This is a genomic window from Alkalimarinus alittae (assembly GCF_026016465.1).
GTDB classification, from domain to species: Bacteria; Pseudomonadota; Gammaproteobacteria; order Pseudomonadales; family Oleiphilaceae; genus Alkalimarinus; species Alkalimarinus alittae.
The window spans coordinates 1,476,083-1,491,719 of record NZ_CP100390.1; the positions used below are offsets into that span (position 1 = coordinate 1,476,083).

The 15,637-nt window shown below is 42.4% G+C and carries 14 protein-coding genes and 4 tRNA genes; 9 read left to right on the forward strand and 9 right to left on the reverse strand.

What is annotated here, in order from left to right:
- Positions 1-38: 38 nt before the first annotated feature.
- The 6 genes from NKI27_RS06705 to purE form a co-directional block, all read right to left on the reverse strand.
- Entirely contained in the window at positions 39-2,042 is a 2,004-nt protein-coding gene (locus NKI27_RS06705) for a M48 family metallopeptidase (protein ID WP_265048907.1), read from the reverse strand.
- 14 nt (positions 2,043-2,056) lie between these two features.
- The gene (locus NKI27_RS06710; protein WP_265048908.1) at positions 2,057-2,650 is read right to left on the reverse strand and encodes a LemA family protein; all 594 of its coding nucleotides are present in this window, start codon (positions 2,648-2,650) and stop codon (positions 2,057-2,059) included.
- Positions 2,651-2,680: 30 nt separating this feature from the next.
- Positions 2,681-4,738 carry a putative bifunctional diguanylate cyclase/phosphodiesterase gene (locus NKI27_RS06715; protein WP_265048909.1) on the reverse strand — a complete coding sequence of 686 codons (2,058 nt, stop codon included), beginning with the start codon at positions 4,736-4,738 and terminating at the stop codon, positions 2,681-2,683.
- Between the two features lie 195 nt (positions 4,739-4,933).
- Positions 4,934-5,515 (reverse strand): superoxide dismutase [Fe], encoded by a 582-nt coding sequence (gene sodB / locus NKI27_RS06720; RefSeq protein WP_265048910.1) that lies wholly within the window; start codon positions 5,513-5,515, stop codon positions 4,934-4,936.
- Between the two features lie 238 nt (positions 5,516-5,753).
- Positions 5,754-6,869, reverse strand: coding sequence for a 5-(carboxyamino)imidazole ribonucleotide synthase (locus NKI27_RS06725; protein ID WP_265048911.1), 1,116 nt, complete (start codon positions 6,867-6,869; stop codon positions 5,754-5,756).
- The gene (gene purE, locus NKI27_RS06730; protein ID WP_265048912.1) at positions 6,866-7,375 is read right to left on the reverse strand and encodes a 5-(carboxyamino)imidazole ribonucleotide mutase; all 510 of its coding nucleotides are present in this window, start codon (positions 7,373-7,375) and stop codon (positions 6,866-6,868) included. Before purE ends, NKI27_RS06725 begins: the two co-directional genes overlap by 4 nt.
- A 257-nt stretch (positions 7,376-7,632) precedes the next feature.
- Here purE and NKI27_RS06735 point away from each other — a divergent pair, with 257 nt between their 5' ends.
- Together NKI27_RS06735 and NKI27_RS06740 are read left to right on the forward strand one after the other, a co-directional pair.
- Positions 7,633-8,538, forward strand: a complete 906-nt coding sequence (locus tag NKI27_RS06735) for a hypothetical protein (RefSeq protein ID WP_265048913.1) — start codon at positions 7,633-7,635, stop codon at positions 8,536-8,538.
- A gap of 60 nt (positions 8,539-8,598) precedes the next feature.
- Positions 8,599-9,546 carry an acyl-CoA dehydrogenase family protein gene (locus NKI27_RS06740; protein ID WP_265048914.1) on the forward strand — a complete coding sequence of 316 codons (948 nt, stop codon included), beginning with the start codon at positions 8,599-8,601 and terminating at the stop codon, positions 9,544-9,546.
- A 36-nt stretch (positions 9,547-9,582) separates the two neighbouring features.
- Here NKI27_RS06740 and NKI27_RS06745 read toward each other — a convergent pair whose 3' ends face one another.
- Positions 9,583-10,314, reverse strand: coding sequence for an FprA family A-type flavoprotein (locus tag NKI27_RS06745; protein ID WP_265048915.1), 732 nt, complete (start codon positions 10,312-10,314; stop codon positions 9,583-9,585).
- A 24-nt stretch (positions 10,315-10,338) separates the two neighbouring features.
- Entirely contained in the window at positions 10,339-10,941 is a 603-nt protein-coding gene (locus tag NKI27_RS06750; protein ID WP_265048916.1) for a hypothetical protein, read from the reverse strand.
- A 365-nt stretch (positions 10,942-11,306) separates the two neighbouring features.
- Here NKI27_RS06750 and NKI27_RS06755 point away from each other — a divergent pair, with 365 nt between their 5' ends.
- Positions 11,307-12,209, forward strand: coding sequence for a DUF2846 domain-containing protein (locus NKI27_RS06755; protein ID WP_265048917.1), 903 nt, complete (start codon positions 11,307-11,309; stop codon positions 12,207-12,209).
- 28 nt (positions 12,210-12,237) lie between these two features.
- On the forward strand, positions 12,238-12,627 hold the full coding sequence (locus NKI27_RS06760; protein WP_265048918.1) for a hypothetical protein: 390 nt from the start codon (positions 12,238-12,240) through the stop codon (positions 12,625-12,627).
- Positions 12,628-12,718: 91 nt separating this feature from the next.
- Here NKI27_RS06760 and NKI27_RS06765 read toward each other — a convergent pair whose 3' ends face one another.
- Positions 12,719-12,946, reverse strand: coding sequence for a hypothetical protein (locus NKI27_RS06765; RefSeq protein ID WP_265048919.1), 228 nt, complete (start codon positions 12,944-12,946; stop codon positions 12,719-12,721).
- Positions 12,947-13,248: 302 nt separating this feature from the next.
- Between NKI27_RS06765 and NKI27_RS06770 the strand changes: the two genes are divergently transcribed.
- The 5 genes from NKI27_RS06770 to NKI27_RS06790 all read left to right on the forward strand — a co-directional run bounded on the left by NKI27_RS06770 (position 13,249) and on the right by NKI27_RS06790 (position 15,632).
- Positions 13,249-13,324 (forward strand) — tRNA-Val (locus tag NKI27_RS06770).
- Between the two features lie 34 nt (positions 13,325-13,358).
- Positions 13,359-13,435: transfer RNA gene (locus NKI27_RS06775), tRNA-Asp, on the forward strand.
- Between the two features lie 18 nt (positions 13,436-13,453).
- Positions 13,454-13,529 (forward strand) — tRNA-Val (locus tag NKI27_RS06780).
- 35 nt (positions 13,530-13,564) lie between these two features.
- Positions 13,565-13,641: transfer RNA gene (locus tag NKI27_RS06785), tRNA-Asp, on the forward strand.
- Between the two features lie 680 nt (positions 13,642-14,321).
- Positions 14,322-15,632: a hypothetical protein gene (locus NKI27_RS06790; protein ID WP_265048920.1), complete on the forward strand. Its 1,311-nt coding sequence runs from the start codon at positions 14,322-14,324 to the stop codon at positions 15,630-15,632.
- Positions 15,633-15,637: the final 5 nt, after the last annotated feature.

Here is a 15,637-nt window from a genome sequence, read left to right on the forward strand (position 1 = left end):
TGCTCAACGTATCTGACCCTTTTTTTATATCTAACAAACTAGTTTTGCATTAACAGTGGAGGCATAGGGCAGTCTAGTACCACTGCAACAAGTCGTAATAACTCGTACTCACGATATTTAACGGTGTTGTCAGCCATGACGCAGTCGATAAATGAATCAATTAATGGACGTTTGAGTAGGGGGGATAATAACCTTAGCTTATTTAAAGCATGACTTACTTTACGGGTGTTGTATGTAGGGCTTTCTTGCCACTCAATTGTATCTGAGAACAATGACATAGCATGATTAAAACGAGACGCTTGCTCTTTTTTATCTTTACTGGATGCGGTTGCGAACAAGCTAAGAATTAAAGCAACTTCGTTACCTACATCGTTGAATGAATGATATTTACTTTTGATCTTATGACCATGATTTGGTGCTAACTGCTGCTTAGCTAAGGTTAATAGGGCAAATTCGAAAAATGTTATCTTTGCATCGGTATTTGCGATAGTCGACAAATCATCTATTAGCTGTAACCTATGGCTTTGGGTTAGCTTTCTGAGTGAGCCGATTGAAGTTTCAATGATAGGCAAGCGGTGATCGAGTCGTATGGCTTCTATTAACGGCTTAATGTTCTTGTAGTTCGATGAGCGTAAGTTCTGTTGCGCGCGTTTAGATAAATTGGCTATCGCCTTTTCCTGAGTTTTTTTAGCTGTTTCATTAAGCATAAGTGACAGTAGCAGCATTATTGCGCCCTCTGAGGTGCGCGTAAGGTGCTTTATTTCGTCAGGTATCTCAGATAATAGTGCTTTCGCGTAATCAATGTGTGCGGGTCTGACAGTGCCGGTTGTACGCTCTAGTGCTGCTGCGCTGACTCTAAAGGATTGCTCTCGGGCTGTAGATTGCCCTTGGCTAAATCCGACAATAGAGCTAGAGGCTGACTGTACAGGGTCTGCATGAAGAGCTTGCTGTGAAGTCGCATGAGTGGCAGGCTGCTCTAACGATGTGGCTTGGTAACGTGTAGGTTGTTTTTGGGCTGCATGCTTGCGCGCTTTAAATCGGACTAAGTATGAGGTATCGATAGTTGATATTCGCTCTTTTAGTGGTGGGTGAGAGGCTAAAAGACCACTGAAATGGAGTTTAATAGATTCAGAAAAACAGCAGTGGTTAATATCTTCCGCGTGACGGGTAAAACGGAGTTGGGAGCCTTCTTGGGTATCCAGTATTTTATAGAGGGCCCCTGCAATGCCTTCAGGGTTGCGTGTGAATTGCACCGAGGCGGCGTCCGCCAGAAATTCTCGCTGTCTGGATATTGCTGCTTTAATGACTCGACCAAAGAATAGACCTGTATAGCCTATTGCAATTAGAGTGATACCTATAAAAAATAGCGCTACATCGTTTTTATTTCTACGAGCGCTGTAACTATTAGATCGATTAAAGGGGGCATGCATGAGGTATTGTCCAATTTGACCAATCAAGAGAATGCCCGCCAAAACCGCTATAAGGCGAATATTTATTCGCATATCACCATTTAATATATGACTAAACTCATGACCAATAATACCTTGTAGTTCATCCCTTGATAATGTTTCTAGTGCCCCTTTAGTAATAACCAAGACACACTCTGTAGGTTCATAACCTGCCACAAATGCGTTGATAGAGTGTTCTTTGTCCATAATGTAAAGTTCAGGCATCATTGTCCCTGATGCAATAGACATCTCCTCAACAAGGTTGATATAGCGCTGTTCAAGCGTGTCTTGAGTGCTTATGTCTACTTTTCTGCCGTTTGCCATATTGGCGACAGCGCGCCCACCCTTCGAAAGATTCAGAAACTGGTGAATAGTGCCTAAGGCGATGGTGAAAAGAAGGGCCCCTGATATTGAAAGGCTGAGTCGACTTGAAAGCCACTCTTGAAGGGCGATGGGGGGTGAATCTGTGACGCTGAGAATTAAGTAGCAAGCGAGATTAGTAATAGCGACGATAAGAGCGACTGCGATTAGAAATAGAAAAACTAAAAGCAGCGACTTCTTTCGTGCAGTTTCTTGATGGTCGAAGAAGTTCATGAATACTTATAGTGTTAGTCGAACGAAACCTTAACTGCTTTTTTGGCTTCGACATCTTCTAGTTCAAATAGCGAGGTCTCTTTGAATCCACATAAGCCTGCAATAAAGTTGTTGGGGAACTGCTCTCTGTAGGTGTGATAGGCCATTACAAAATCATTGTAAGCCTGTCTTGCAAAAGATACTTTGTTCTCGGTGCTAGATAGCGCTTCCATTAGTTGCTGGATTGTTTCATTGGCCTTGATATCAGGGTAGGCCTCTGCAACAGCATAAAAGTTAGCAAGGGCTTTGTTTAGAAGATTTTCAGCCCCCATCAGTTTTTTTACTGCAGCGCCATCTTCAGGGTGTTGAGCTGCTGACTTTGTGGCTTTAGTCGCTTGGTTTCGAGCAGAGATAACTTTTTCTAAGGTGTCTTTTTCATGAGCCATATAGGCTTTCGCCGAATCGACCAAATTAGGAATTAAGTCATGTCTTCGTTGTAACTGTACGTCAATCTGAGAAAATCCATTTTTAAAGCGGTTTTTTAGTGTAACGAGTTTGTTGTAAATGGATATTAGGTAAAAGACTGATATTACAATTACCACAAGCCCGATTAGCGTGTTAGTTGACATAATTCACCTTTTGACTGGCTGTTAAGCGGGTTAAACATTTTTTTCGGTATTCTTTTTATCGTAAGCCAAAAGGTAAGTTAAGAACTCGTCGGCGGGTACGGGTCTACTATAAAAATAGCCTTGGCCCATGTCGCATCCTCGACTTACTAAATAAGCCTCTTGCTCTTCTGTCTCAACGCCTTCTGCAATAACCTTTAAGTGTAAACTCTTACTTAGCTGAATAACGGCATTAACGATGCTTGTATCATCCTCATCAATCAGAAGGTCATGCACAAACTGCTTATCAATTTTTACTTTATCGATCGGCAGTTTTTTAAGGTAACTCAATGAAGAGTAACCTGTTCCAAAATCATCAATAGCGGTCGACACACCGTGATCTTTAATGCTGTTAAGTGTGCTAATGGCTTTACTGACGTCTTCCATAACGCCTGTTTCTGTAATCTCAACCTCTAGATACTGCGGTTCGATATGGTGTTTTGCTAGTGTATCTTTAATGTGCTTATCAATCGTTGTGTCCCTTAGCTGGACCGCCGATAAGTTAATAGCCAGCTTGATACAGTGTCCTTTCTTTTGCCAGATGGCAGCTTGTTTGCAAGCTTGATCGAGAACCCAGTTTCCAATACCAACGATTGATCCGTTATCTTCTGCAATGGGAATGAAGATATCAGGGGGGATAAAGCCACGAGTAGGATGAACCCACCTAAGTAATACTTCGGCACCAATGATTGTGTGGTTCTTGTAGTCAATTTGCGGTTGAAAAACGATATGAAATTCATTATTTAGAAGCGCTTGATGGAGATCTTTTTCCATCTGCTTTCTTTCACGCATTTCACTATCAACGCTGGCAACGTAAAACTGAAACTGATTACGGCTAACCGTTTTGGCCAGTGTCATTGTCTGCTCAGATTTCTGTAATAAGTCATCTGCAGTCTCTCCGTCATCAGGAAAGATAGTAATGCCAATGGTGGTATATAAATTAATACTTAAGTCATCAATCAAAAAGGGTTCATTAAGGCGGTTAAGTAATTTTTCAGCTAATTCAGCCACATTATAAGCGTTGTGGATGTTGTATTGGATTAATGAAAACTGATCACCGCCCAGTCTAGATGCGGTATGTAATGCACCATTGTTATTGGATAGTCTTTCTGCAAACGCCTGAAGTAGCTTGTCGCCGACGGTATAGTTGAATTGGCTATTAATGGATTTAAAATCATCTATACCGCAACATAATACGGCGACCTTATGGCCCGCTCGGCGAGCATCTTCAAGTGAACTTTGAAGATGGTTTCTAAACATCAGCCTATTGGGTAGGCCAGTTAAAGGGTCGTATTGAGAGAGTTTGAGAACTCTGGCTTCTGCAGCTCTTCTTTTCTGTTGGTTGTCTGAAATTTCTTCAAGGAGGTCGTTAGCTGTGCTAACCCAAACACCAAGCTCATCATTCTCATGATTTTTTGGGGCTGGAATGGTCTGCCTGCTGGGTTCAGAAGGGTTAACCCTTAATAGCGACTGGATAATGTTGGATAGAGGACGTGTAAGTAGGTAGTGATAAACCAGAAACAAAATAGCCGCTAATATCGCCGCTCTAAGAAGACCTGAGGCGAAAACAATGACAGAGCGATCTAAAAAGAGCTTTGACTTGTAGGCTGTATCGATTGTAATGACTAAGTCGCCATAGTAAACCTGCTCACCCTCGTCTTTAATCAACTGAACTTTAAACTGTTTTTCTTTACCAAAAATAGGGTCTGTGAGCCAACGAAAAGGCGCTTTACGTAAGTCTCGCACCTTTTCTGCCAACAGCGTTTCATCGGGGTGCCCAATACCTGCGTAACGTATTTCCCTTTGCTGGAATAGTCCTTCAACTACTTGCTTTGCAAGTTCAGGGTCAAGGCTGTACACCGCTTGGGTTGCAGGGTCTTTGACAACGTCAAGAATTTGGGTTGCTTGAGTGTCAAGCTCATCCATCGCTCTAAAGGCATCTAAAGATATTTGCCCGATACTTAATACCCCCCCCGCGATGAGAGCAGTTAGAATAACCCACCGAAGGAGTTTGATAGATAGGCGCTGATTTTGAGGGTGCATCTCAGTCATTTGTCGTTATATTCTTGGTTGCGAAGAACTTTAAGTAAAATCAATCAATTATCATTCAGTGTAGCAAAAAAACTAGAACGGGAAAGAGAACAGTTGAAAGAATTTTTAACGGCCTAGATAGCGAACGCTTAAACCGAAAAAAAGCCGCACAGAGGCGGCTTCTTTTTGTAACAGGCTTGAAAGCAAATAAGTGCTTTAAGCCGCTAGGTTTTGTGTAACAAATTCCCAGTTTACAAGCTTCCAGAATGCATCTAAATAAGCAGGGCGTGCGTTACGGTAGTCAATGTAGTAAGCGTGTTCCCAAAGGTCTACAGTCAATAGTGCTGTTTGACCTGCAGTCATGGGGGTACCTGCGTTGCTAGTGTTAACAATTTCTAACGATCCATCAGCATTCTTAACTAACCAAGTCCAGCTTGCGCCAAAGTTGTTAACTGCTTTGTCGTTAAGCTGAGTTTGGAATGCTTCGAAAGATCCAAATGCAGCGTTGATTGCATCTGCTACAGCACCTGTTGGAGCGCCACCGCCATTTGGGCTTAGGCAATTCCAGTAGAATGTGTGGTTCCAGATTTGTGCTGCGTTGTTGAAAACCGGGCCGCTTGAAGATTTGATGATTTCTTCAAGCGTCTTTCCTTCAAATTCAGTACCCGGAACCATACCGTTTAACTTATCAACATACGTTTTGTGGTGCTTGCCGTGGTGATATTCTAATGTTTCTGCAGAGATGTGAGGTGCTAAGGCATCTTGTGCGTAAGGTAGTGCAGGTAATTCAAAAGCCATGCTGGTCTTCTCCATTGTTTTCTATCAGGAATTGCATTTATTTTGATTTGATTTTTGCATCGTAATTGTTTTAGGCAATGCTAAAGTCTGATGCTATTTTTGATGTACATCAAATCTAGTTGTGACGAGATAATAGCACTGAAATCGCAGCTTATCTAGATATCGAGCCGATAAGGGGGTCGCCAACTATTATAAATTCTTAATAGTTGGCGAAAGTGGTTTTATTGTAGGTTCTATTTTAACTGATGGACGATATAAAATCGGGGCTGCCAGGTAAAAATGAAGCAACATTTTTAACTCTCCAAGCTAGCTCTTCATAGCTGTCAGCCTGAACTGTTACATGACCTAGTTTTCTGCCTTTACGCTCTTCTTTGCCGTAAAGGTGAAGGTGGGCATAGGGGAGTTTAAGAATGGCTTCTTTGTCACCTTTTTCTGCAATGATGTTGATCATGCAGGTAGGCTTGTTGGCATCAGTGTTACCTAATGGTAAACCCGCGATAGCTCTAAGGTGGTTTTCAAATTGACTGCTTGCTGCACCTTCGATAGACCAGTGCCCTGAGTTATGAACCCTAGGGGCCATTTCGTTCGCCATTAAGCCTTCAGGTGTTTCGAAAAGTTCCAGCGTCAGCACTCCGACATGGTTCAATTCGTTAATCAGTGCTTTGATGTAGCTCTGGGCTTGCTTCTGAAGCTCCATTGATACTTTTGGGGCAGGCGCGATTGAATAACGCAATATACCGTCATGATGGTTGTTTTCAGCTAATGGGTAAAAAGCGACTTCGCCGTTAGTCGATCGCGCAGCGATGATAGATAGTTCACGCGAAAAATTTATAAATGATTCAACGATAACTGCGTCGTGATTGATTGAATTCCAAGCGGTTTGAGCGTCTGCAACATCTCTAAGCACCGCTTGACCTTTACCGTCATAACCTTCAGTGACTGACTTGGCAACGACTGGGCAACCGAGTTCCGTTGCAGCTTGTGCGAGTTCGTCGGCACTTGTGGCGATACGGTAGTTGGCAGTAGGGATGCCTAGGGTTTTAAATAATGCTTTTTCTTTCGATCTATTTTGACAGACTTCAATAGACTTCGAAGAGGGATAAAGCGGTTTTTGTTTTTCGATGGCTTGAGTGAGCTCAAGCGGTAAATGCTCAAACTCATAGGTAACCACATCAACATTTTGAAGAAAGTTTTCTAACTGATCACCCGATCCGCCTTTATCGACAATGATATCTCCAAAACCAACACTAGGTGAGCCGCTGGTATCGTAAAAGCTAAATGACATTTCTAAAGGGTAACCTGCAATGGCAAGCATTCGCCCTAATTGACCTGCACCCAATACGCCTATTTTCATTTTGCTACTCTCTTTGACTCGCCTCTAGGGTCAGGGTTGTCCAAAATAGTTTGAGTTTGATTAGCTCTAAATTCATCAACTGCTTTTTTGATTGATGGGTTTTGCAGTGCCAGAATCTGGCCGGCAAGTAAACCTGCGTTAGTTGCGCCTGCTTTGCCTATTGCAAGTGTGCCAACGGCCACTCCGCCCGGCATTTGGGCAATGGATAATAAAGAATCAACACCGTTAAGTGTACGCGACTGAACAGGAACTCCTAGCACAGGCAATGATGTTTGGGACGCGACCATGCCTGGTAGGTGGGCAGCACCACCCGCACCCGCAATAATAACTTGAATACCTTTGGACTCAGCGCTTTTAGCATAATCAAATAGTAAATCGGGTGTACGATGCGCTGAAACAACCTTGGCTTCGTAAGCGATACCTAATTTATCAAGCATCGTTGCGGCGTTTTCCATGGTGGGCCAGTCTGACTTTGAACCCATGATTAGGCCAACAAGTGGTTGCATTTTGTGTCCTCAAGATAAATCAATGCGTATTGCGACTACTATTCAATATCATTCAGAATCGCTTAGAAAACGTTTAGTCTTTCGAAAAACTGAATGATAAGCAGTGATTGAATGAATATTAGCCAGAAAAAAGGGCATATAGTAGTGATTCAGCGATTACCATGCAAACCCAATTTACTTTGACCGCGGGTAAACAGATAATTGTTTACAGTAAATAAGCAGATTCTTATATAAAAAGTGAAGGTTAAGGAGTTTAAATGGAAGGCTTAAGACCCGACAGAGATGAAGTCGACAACTTTCAGCGAAGTCGAAATACGGGCAAGGGGGCTGGAAAGCAAAAAGCTAACCCAAGTATAAGTGCAGACAAGAAAGGCGCTGCAAAAACAACAGCATCTAAGCCGCCCAAAGCCCCAAAAACCACTAAATCAAGTAGTCCTATGCTTGTGTGGTTAATGTTGGTCGTTATTGCGGGTGTGGTGTCTTGGTTCGGCTGGGAAAGCTATCAGCAGAAGCAGGTGCTAAAGGCAACTACTGCTGAGCTGCAAGATGCATTAGTGTTTGTGAGACAAAGTAAGTTGTTAATGGCAAGGCTCGAAGGTGAGTTGAGTGAGACCGGTGCAGAACTGATCGAAAGTGATACTGGGGCGCAAAAAAAGATGGCATTTCTCGAATCGGAAATTCGTAAGCTTTGGGGTATTGCGTATGACCGAAACAGAAAGGCTATTGCTGCAAATAATGGCGATATAAAGCAGCAGGGTACAGAACTAAAGTCCATTAGTTCAACGGTTAGCAAGCAAGCTAAAGGGGTTGAGGCGCTAGTGAGCAAGGTTGATAGCCTTACCGCTAAAATAGATAAAGAAACGGCTTCTACTGCAGCGTTGCAGACAGAAGTGTCATTGTTAAGGGAGCAAAACAGTCAGTTGCTGGGTCAGTTGAAATCTATTGAGGATGCTTCAGGTAGTGCAATTGCAGAAATTAGACAAAGTATCGATAAACTAAAAGACACCAAAGCGGTTGAAGGCAGAGTTCGTTTAAATGAAGTGGCTATCGAGGCGATTGATGCATCAAGGTTACAATTGAATGAGCGTATTGTAGCGATAGATCGTCGATTAAATGATCTTCAATTATCAATCAAGTCGTCTCAACCAACGGCAGCGCCTTAGGCTCATAGAGCCTGTATGCTTGTCTAGTGTAAATACAGAAGACCCTTTAATAGGTGAATAATGACAAAGCATAAATCCGTTGAGCATTTGCTACAGAAATTGATACAGCAACCTTATCTTAAAGGTGCTGACGATTTACCCCTTGTTGAATGGTATCGGAAGATGAGGGTCGATACTGAAGGGTTAGAAACCCAAGGACTAAGTGCTCTGCAAGGTGGCTTTTACGCTAATAGTGCGGGTCAGGCATTTGTTTTTGGGTATGAAGTTGCGATACAGCGTTTAACTGGGTTGGATACTCAGGAATATTTGGCCGCCTTTTGTGTGACAGAAAATAAAAGTGCGCATCCTCAGGCAATGCAGACATCTTTAACTAAAAAGCGCGATGGGCAATGGATGCTTACTGGGAAAAAAGACTTTGTAACCATGGCTTGTAATGCTAAGTGGCTTCTTGTGGCGGCAAAGTCGGGTCTATCGGGTGATGGGCGTAACCAAATCAAGCTCGTTAAAGTGGATGTGTCTGCTTCTGGGGTGGATGTTTTAACGCACCCGCCTTTACCTTTTATTCCTGATGTGAGTCATGGGGCTGTTACATTCGACTCGGTATTGGTAGAGGGTAAGGATATTTACCCAGGTGATGGTTATGCCAACTTTGTAAAACCATTTCGGTGGTTTGAAGATATCAATGTATTTATTTCATTGACAGGGTATCTATTAAAACTAGCGCTGACGAATCAGTGGCCTGTGTCGTCTAAGGTAGAAATTATGTCGATACTGGTAACGTTAGTAGGCTTGCAGCAGATGGATGCTGATGAGCCAATGGCACATATATTAATGTTTGATCAAGCGGCTAAGCTGGCGTGTTGGCTAGATAACTATGATGATGAGTGGGAAGGCGTTAGCTCACCTGTTGCAGCGGCATGGAAGAGGGATCGGGGTATTATGAGTGTAGCCAATTATGCTCGATCTGCGCGATATAAAAAGGCACTTAGCCGAATGGCGCTTGCTTAAGGTGTATTCGGCTGTTCTTTTCTTTTCTTTTCTTTTCTACTGTATAGCGACGCCCACTTCTAACGCTTCAAACCAATCGAGAAACTTCCCGACATTTTCCCCTCTGAATATTCGACCGTGTTGTGGGATCATGATGTCAATGTCTAGTTTTCTAATGCGGCGTATCCAGTCCTGCTTAGCTCTGTTTGATGGCATCCAGCGCTGGTGGAAGAGCTGCATTTTGTCAATTTGTTCGTTGAAGTCTTCGATCTCAAAAGGTGCATCGGGTGCTTCAAGTGCAGCGCCTATATCGCCCGAAAAAAGTATTTTAGCGACCGGGTCATAAACATTAAAATTACCCGAAGAATGAAGATAATGAGCGGGGATAAATTGCAGCTCTATGTTGCCGACTTTAATCGTTCCACCCTGATCTTTAATTGGCGTGTACTCAATATTATTCATTCCAAAATGGCGAACAAAGCCTTCCCAAAGCCAGGGACAGTGGAGTTTGGCGTTTGGCACTACCTGATCCCATAACCCAAGAGATGAAATAATGTCTGGGTCTTGGTGAGATGCAAATATATGAGTGATATGATCTATCGGCACATATTTGAGGGTTGCAGCCAGCATGGGCGCAAATAGCTCTATACCGCCTGGGTCGAGCAAAATTGAATGCTCGCCAGACGTAATTAGCACTTGGTTGGTATCAATTATTTTTTCCGGCTTTCCTGGGTCTCGGCCAAATATGATCCATCGATGACTTTTATTGTAGAGCGTTGTTGCCAGCATTTTTAGTTGTTCTCTGTCATAGTGTTATCTTGGGGTTCCCAATAATGATATTGAGCGAGAGATGTGCTCTTTAATTTTATTGGCCATTACCTGAATGCTGTCCGCCATTTCAACTAAATGACCTTGAAATTCACCTGTTCGAACTGCTTCAAGCTTTGAGGTGACCGCGATCACATCAATGGCTCTCATGTGTTGTTGTATTTCGTCCAGCTTATTGCCTAGATCGTTAATTAATTTGCCGAAATCATAGTTTAGGGATTTTTGCGTGTTGGTGATTTTAGACATAGTAAAGGTGATGTCATTTTTATAAATAGCGGATTCTGCGAGTTTAAACGCAGTGTTCAGCTTGTTTAAAACGACACTGTTTCTCCACTCGGTCACAGAATGTGTCGATATATCAAGCGCCATAATGTTAATTGATTTTGCTAAGCTGATGGTTTCGCTTGCTAATTCATCGTAAAAATTTGCGATAACGGCAAGGCCGGCTGCTTGACTGCCCGCCCTTAAAACGATGGCCCTTGCGTTTTTGGATGAAATAGCAAGTTGTTTAGCGACCTTTTGAGCAAGGTGAAGCTCTGAGGCAATTTGTGCTGCGGCCACTGCTTGCTTGGCATGATTACCCGACATAAAACAATGACCTTTAAATTATTGCTGTGCTGCTCATTATGCTGATGATAACCCACAACCTATAACTAGCGTTTTTTCAAGTATAGACGAAGGTTTTTGGTTGCATAGTTTTTGGTAGTCGGTAGTCGGTAGTCGGTAGTCGGTAGTGGGTAGTGGGTTGTTGAGTTGATGGCTGAAATGTAATGCAACGATTTCTGTCTTGTTAAAGGTTAATATTCTCGAATTGTTTCAAAATGTATCCTATGACTTGAGGTGCTTCTCAATTTTTGCATCATAAGTTTGTTAATATGGGCAGATTACCGCTAATGCTGTAACTAAATCTAACTAGAAAAGTATTAGTGCTTAGATCTTGGAGTTTACTTAATATGTTAAAAAGAATTTTACAAATTGCATTTGTTGCAGTCATTGTCACTTTTCAGACAGGTTGTTTGTATATGGCGTTTGAAAAGCACGGCGGCGCTTTTTTGGTGTCTGTAACGGGGGAGCAGTTTGTGCATATCCCTAATGACCAGTGGGACTCGACAAATAATGCGATGGTTTATTTTTATCGCCCCGATAGTCGTTGGGCTTCGGAAGAAATTGATGCTCCAAGTGTATTTATCGATGATCATCGTTATGTGAGTCTGCGTGCTAATGGGTTTACGTGGTTAGAGATGGCGCCAGGGCCTAAACAAATAACAATGAGAAGGCCGATAGGGTTGTTGCTAGGGTTTGAAGGGATTGGCAGCTTCTCGCTGAGTAAAATAGTAGACGCAGAGTTTGATTTAGAAGCGGGTAAGGTTTATTACTTCCGTTACTCAGAAATACAAGCACCATCACAGCCTAATCCTGATTTAGACCCAGAAGATACCTTGGCTCAAGGTGATATGCAGCTAGTCTCGCGTGATGTGGCGATTAAAGAAATAGTAAAAACTCGTTTTATTGAGAATGAACCCCCTTTTGCTAAAAACTCAGCCGGTACGTCTATTGTTGAGCAAAATAAAAAAGACGCCTATGAAAAAGAAAAGGCAAGATTAGAGCTCGCTAAAGAAGAAGAGTTGGAACAGTTAAAAGCGGATGGTCACTGGAAAAGCACTAAGTGGTATTGGCCGTTCGGTGGAGGCCCAACAAAACGAACTGAAGCCGATATCGAGCTCAAAGAACTTGAAAAAGAACGAGAGAATTACTTGTTAGCACTGGCGGCAGAAGAGAATAAAGGGAAGACAAAGTGGTGGTGGCCGTTTGGTAATAAGCAGCAAGAAGAAGAGCCGCAGCAAGAAGCGTTGTAAGGATATATAGTGTGTTGTGGAGAGTGTTATGAGTGTAAAACGTGTAATTGCAGATCGACTAGAGAAGGCTCGAGAATTTGCAGATAGTGTGAGAGCTGTATATGAAGATGCGTACAGTAAAGCAGACGAGCTACGAAAGGGGGGGGGCAATGAGCTCATAAAAGAGATTCACCCTGCAGTAAAGACAACTCTTGAAGGTGGATATCAACGAGCTCAAACGGCGTTGGATGACTTTAATCAGTCATTGGCAGATAAGGCGATCCCTTCTTTTAGAAAAAGTGCTGTATCTAGAGAGCAGTTGGAGCAAAAAGCAAAGGGTGCACAGAAAAAGTCGGTTAAAGGTAAGACAAAAGCTTCACAGCAGAAGAATGGTAGCTCTAGTAGCAAAGCGACTCAGAGTGTTCGGTCGAAAAAGTAGCTAAGCGGGTGCAGTGATGAGTTTATAGTGACCCCCCTTACATTTATATGCAGGGAGGGTATTGTTTATGTCTGTGTAAGCGATTGTGGGTCTAGTTAGAGCGCGTGTAAGTCATCTTGCTGAGTTGATTTAATATATTAACTCTAGCGTCAATCATATCTTGATAGGTCTTTATTAGGCTCTCTTGACCTTTTAATGAGGCACGTTTAATGATTATTAGACGTCTTTCGTAAAGGTTGATTTCTTCTGATAGCATTTTTTTTACAATATCGACCTGATAATGCCTACCTTGAAAGTGAATTTCTTGCGGACGTCCCATTTTTCTCTCCTTGTCTATTTACTTGGCTTTGCCAGTTTCCATTCGTGATGAATCCTGTGGTTACTCTCTTGAGACGTATCAGTATCTGACCTTTTAAAATATAGACAGGGTATAAAGTATTTACCAGTCGACTCTATAATTTATTCGGTAGGTAAAAGGTCTTCTTAGTCGCTTAAAATATAAGCAATTATTCGGTTTTTTTAACTATTTTTAAAAATAGGCCTCTTTTTTTATAAAAGTTGTAAGAATGCATTTGACACTCTGCCAAGAATCAGTAGAATGCGCATCTCCAATACGGGTTGGGGTGGTTAGCTCAGCTGGGAGAGCATCGCCCTTACAAGGCGAGGGTCACAGGTTCGATCCCTGTACCACCCACCAATATTGGATAAAGTGAATGTTTTGATGTTGTTGCGGACCGGTAGTTCAGTTGGTTAGAATACCGGCCTGTCACGCCGGGGGTCGCGGGTTCGAGTCCCGTCCGGTCCGCCAATTAATAAACAATCCACTGGGTGGTTAGCTCAGCTGGGAGAGCATCGCCCTTACAAGGCGAGGGTCACAGGTTCGATCCCTGTACCACCCACCAATTTAGTATAAAAGCTAAATATTAAAATTTGATGCGGACCGGTAGTTCAGTTGGTTAGAATACCGGCCTGTCACGCCGGGGGTCGCGGGTTCGAGTCCCGTCCGGTCCGCCATTAAAATTTTATCCAGTCAGCATATCTGTAGCTAAATTCTTTTGTTTATCTTCGATGTAATAAAACTTTAATATTAGTTTAATTTTTCTGAAATACTCTTCTATTACACTTTCTATCATCAAGCAGCGATTGTCTCACCTCAGTAATGCTTACTGCTTGTAGTATGTGTTTGAACGGGCTTAATAAAGTCGTTCATTTAATAAAAAATTGTATAAAGAGAAAAAATTATGAGTGATTACGAAGACGATATTCTAGAGTTAATGTTTGATGAGATGGATGATGATGAAATTGATGATGCCGTAGAGATGTAGGCATCCATAATTTAAGTGAGTGTTTCCTTTCTTGTTATTTTCTGAGTATTTCCTTACTTTTTGTTATCCCTGCCCACTTTAAAGCTTGGCTATTTGTAAATTTTATAAGATGTACAGCTTTAGAGTGCTGCTGACAGCCCTGTCGTATCTAGTCGATTTATTCCTATGCGTTTTATCTCGCTGAAATTCAGGTTCGAGCAAAGTGTGCCAATTATTTTTTGACTAAGATTTGTTAGCATGCATGGCGCATCACAGTGATAGGTTGTGATCTGTTCTAAACTATAGTTTAAATCAATGTTGAATTAGCATGATTGGCGCAAACGGCATTGGTGTTACACTTGCAACTATTATGTGAATTTTGAGGAAGTTATGGGAAGTCTGAAGTCGGATACATCTGTTGCCGTTTTTTTCATGGAAGGTAATACGGTTAGTCGGCAGATGTTGTTTTCTGAATTCGAGGCAATCTTGGATGGTTATGTCGGTTTATCAGATATGGCAGATAAAGAAGCCAAAGCCGTCTATGTGGTTGTAAATGGTCAGTTGCAAGTTGAGGCGTTGGTATTCTTCTTAATTTATTTTGATGATGAAGGTCGCGCTGACCCCGAGTGGAATATTCCTATTGAGCGGTTAGCGTCTATTTCTGGTGGTGGCCCCGATATGGGGGGCGGAGCCATTCGGCTATCTTGTCGAAGTCAGTGTTCTATTAATTGGCATCAAAAGGAGTTGTGGGACCCGGATATGACGCCCGGCTCTAGCCACTTTGCCGCTATTAAAAAGGCAGTAGAAAAGAATCGTTTGGGGTTTAAGAGCGTTAGTGTTGAAGAAAATGTGCCGACACTTCAGCCGTTTGAAGCTGACTTAATTCCAACGATTACCACCAAAGTTGATAGTGAGGCGGATGACACAGAACATCGTTTAAAGCTTGCACGTTTGATCAAAAACCAACGTTTAAGAATTAAAACGCTTGAGTCACACCGGCAGGCTCAGAAAGAAGAGTTTCAACGGCAGAATACATTACAGTCTCAAGCATATAAAACAAGAATCCAGAACCTTGAGTTAAGCGTTGAAAAACTAAAAGTAATTAATGAGCAGTTGCAAGAAAAACTCTTTAATCGAAATCAGCAATTTCTGGGCCTTCAAGACAAAGTGTCTAATCAAACCACGCATCTATCTGATCTCGAAGATAAGCTCAAGCATGCGGAGGTAGCCGAAATTGAAGGGCTAGAGAGGCAGAAGCTTGAAGCAGAGTTAGTTATCTTAAAAGAGCAGCTGGATAGACGTGATATAGAGGCTGTTTACCGAGAAGAGAAACAAGAGTTGTTGCGTGCGGAGCTAGAAGAGCTGAAAGCGACAACAGAGCAAACTGAGCGTGAAAGCATGATGGCCAAATTGCAAGAGCTGGAGGTTGTGTTTGTGGCGTATCACCCAGGGGCAGGTCATGTCACGGTGCCATTCTCAGATATTTATCGATATGTTGAAAGCCCATTAAAATATGTGGCCTCTAAGTGTTATGTGACAGAGGAGGTCTATAAGAAGTGGCTAGACCATCAAGACAACCCTGTTTGTTGCTACAAGAAAGGTGATGGCGAATTGTGTGGGGCATCGCTTAAGTTAATTAGCAATCCAGGTGATTTTGAGGAAGGGGTTAGTGATCATTGTTCGAGACACCGAGTTGATTAAGCGAC

Coding starts and splice junctions, on each gene's coding strand:
- NKI27_RS06705 (WP_265048907.1), bottom strand. CDS start 2,042: ATGAACTTCTTCGACCATCAAGAAACTGCACGAAAGAAGTCGCTGCTT.
- NKI27_RS06710 (WP_265048908.1), bottom strand. CDS start 2,650: ATGTCAACTAACACGCTAATCGGGCTTGTGGTAATTGTAATATCAGTC.
- NKI27_RS06715 (WP_265048909.1), bottom strand. CDS start 4,738: ATGACTGAGATGCACCCTCAAAATCAGCGCCTATCTATCAAACTCCTT.
- sodB (WP_265048910.1), bottom strand. CDS start 5,515: ATGGCTTTTGAATTACCTGCACTACCTTACGCACAAGATGCCTTAGCA.
- NKI27_RS06725 (WP_265048911.1), bottom strand. CDS start 6,869: ATGAAAATAGGCGTATTGGGTGCAGGTCAATTAGGGCGAATGCTTGCC.
- purE (WP_265048912.1), bottom strand. CDS start 7,375: ATGCAACCACTTGTTGGCCTAATCATGGGTTCAAAGTCAGACTGGCCC.
- NKI27_RS06735 (WP_265048913.1), top strand. CDS start 7,633: ATGGAAGGCTTAAGACCCGACAGAGATGAAGTCGACAACTTTCAGCGA.
- NKI27_RS06740 (WP_265048914.1), top strand. CDS start 8,599: ATGACAAAGCATAAATCCGTTGAGCATTTGCTACAGAAATTGATACAG.
- NKI27_RS06745 (WP_265048915.1), bottom strand. CDS start 10,314: ATGCTGGCAACAACGCTCTACAATAAAAGTCATCGATGGATCATATTT.
- NKI27_RS06750 (WP_265048916.1), bottom strand. CDS start 10,941: ATGTCGGGTAATCATGCCAAGCAAGCAGTGGCCGCAGCACAAATTGCC.
- NKI27_RS06755 (WP_265048917.1), top strand. CDS start 11,307: ATGTTAAAAAGAATTTTACAAATTGCATTTGTTGCAGTCATTGTCACT.
- NKI27_RS06760 (WP_265048918.1), top strand. CDS start 12,238: ATGAGTGTAAAACGTGTAATTGCAGATCGACTAGAGAAGGCTCGAGAA.
- NKI27_RS06765 (WP_265048919.1), bottom strand. CDS start 12,946: ATGGGACGTCCGCAAGAAATTCACTTTCAAGGTAGGCATTATCAGGTC.
- NKI27_RS06790 (WP_265048920.1), top strand. CDS start 14,322: ATGGGAAGTCTGAAGTCGGATACATCTGTTGCCGTTTTTTTCATGGAA.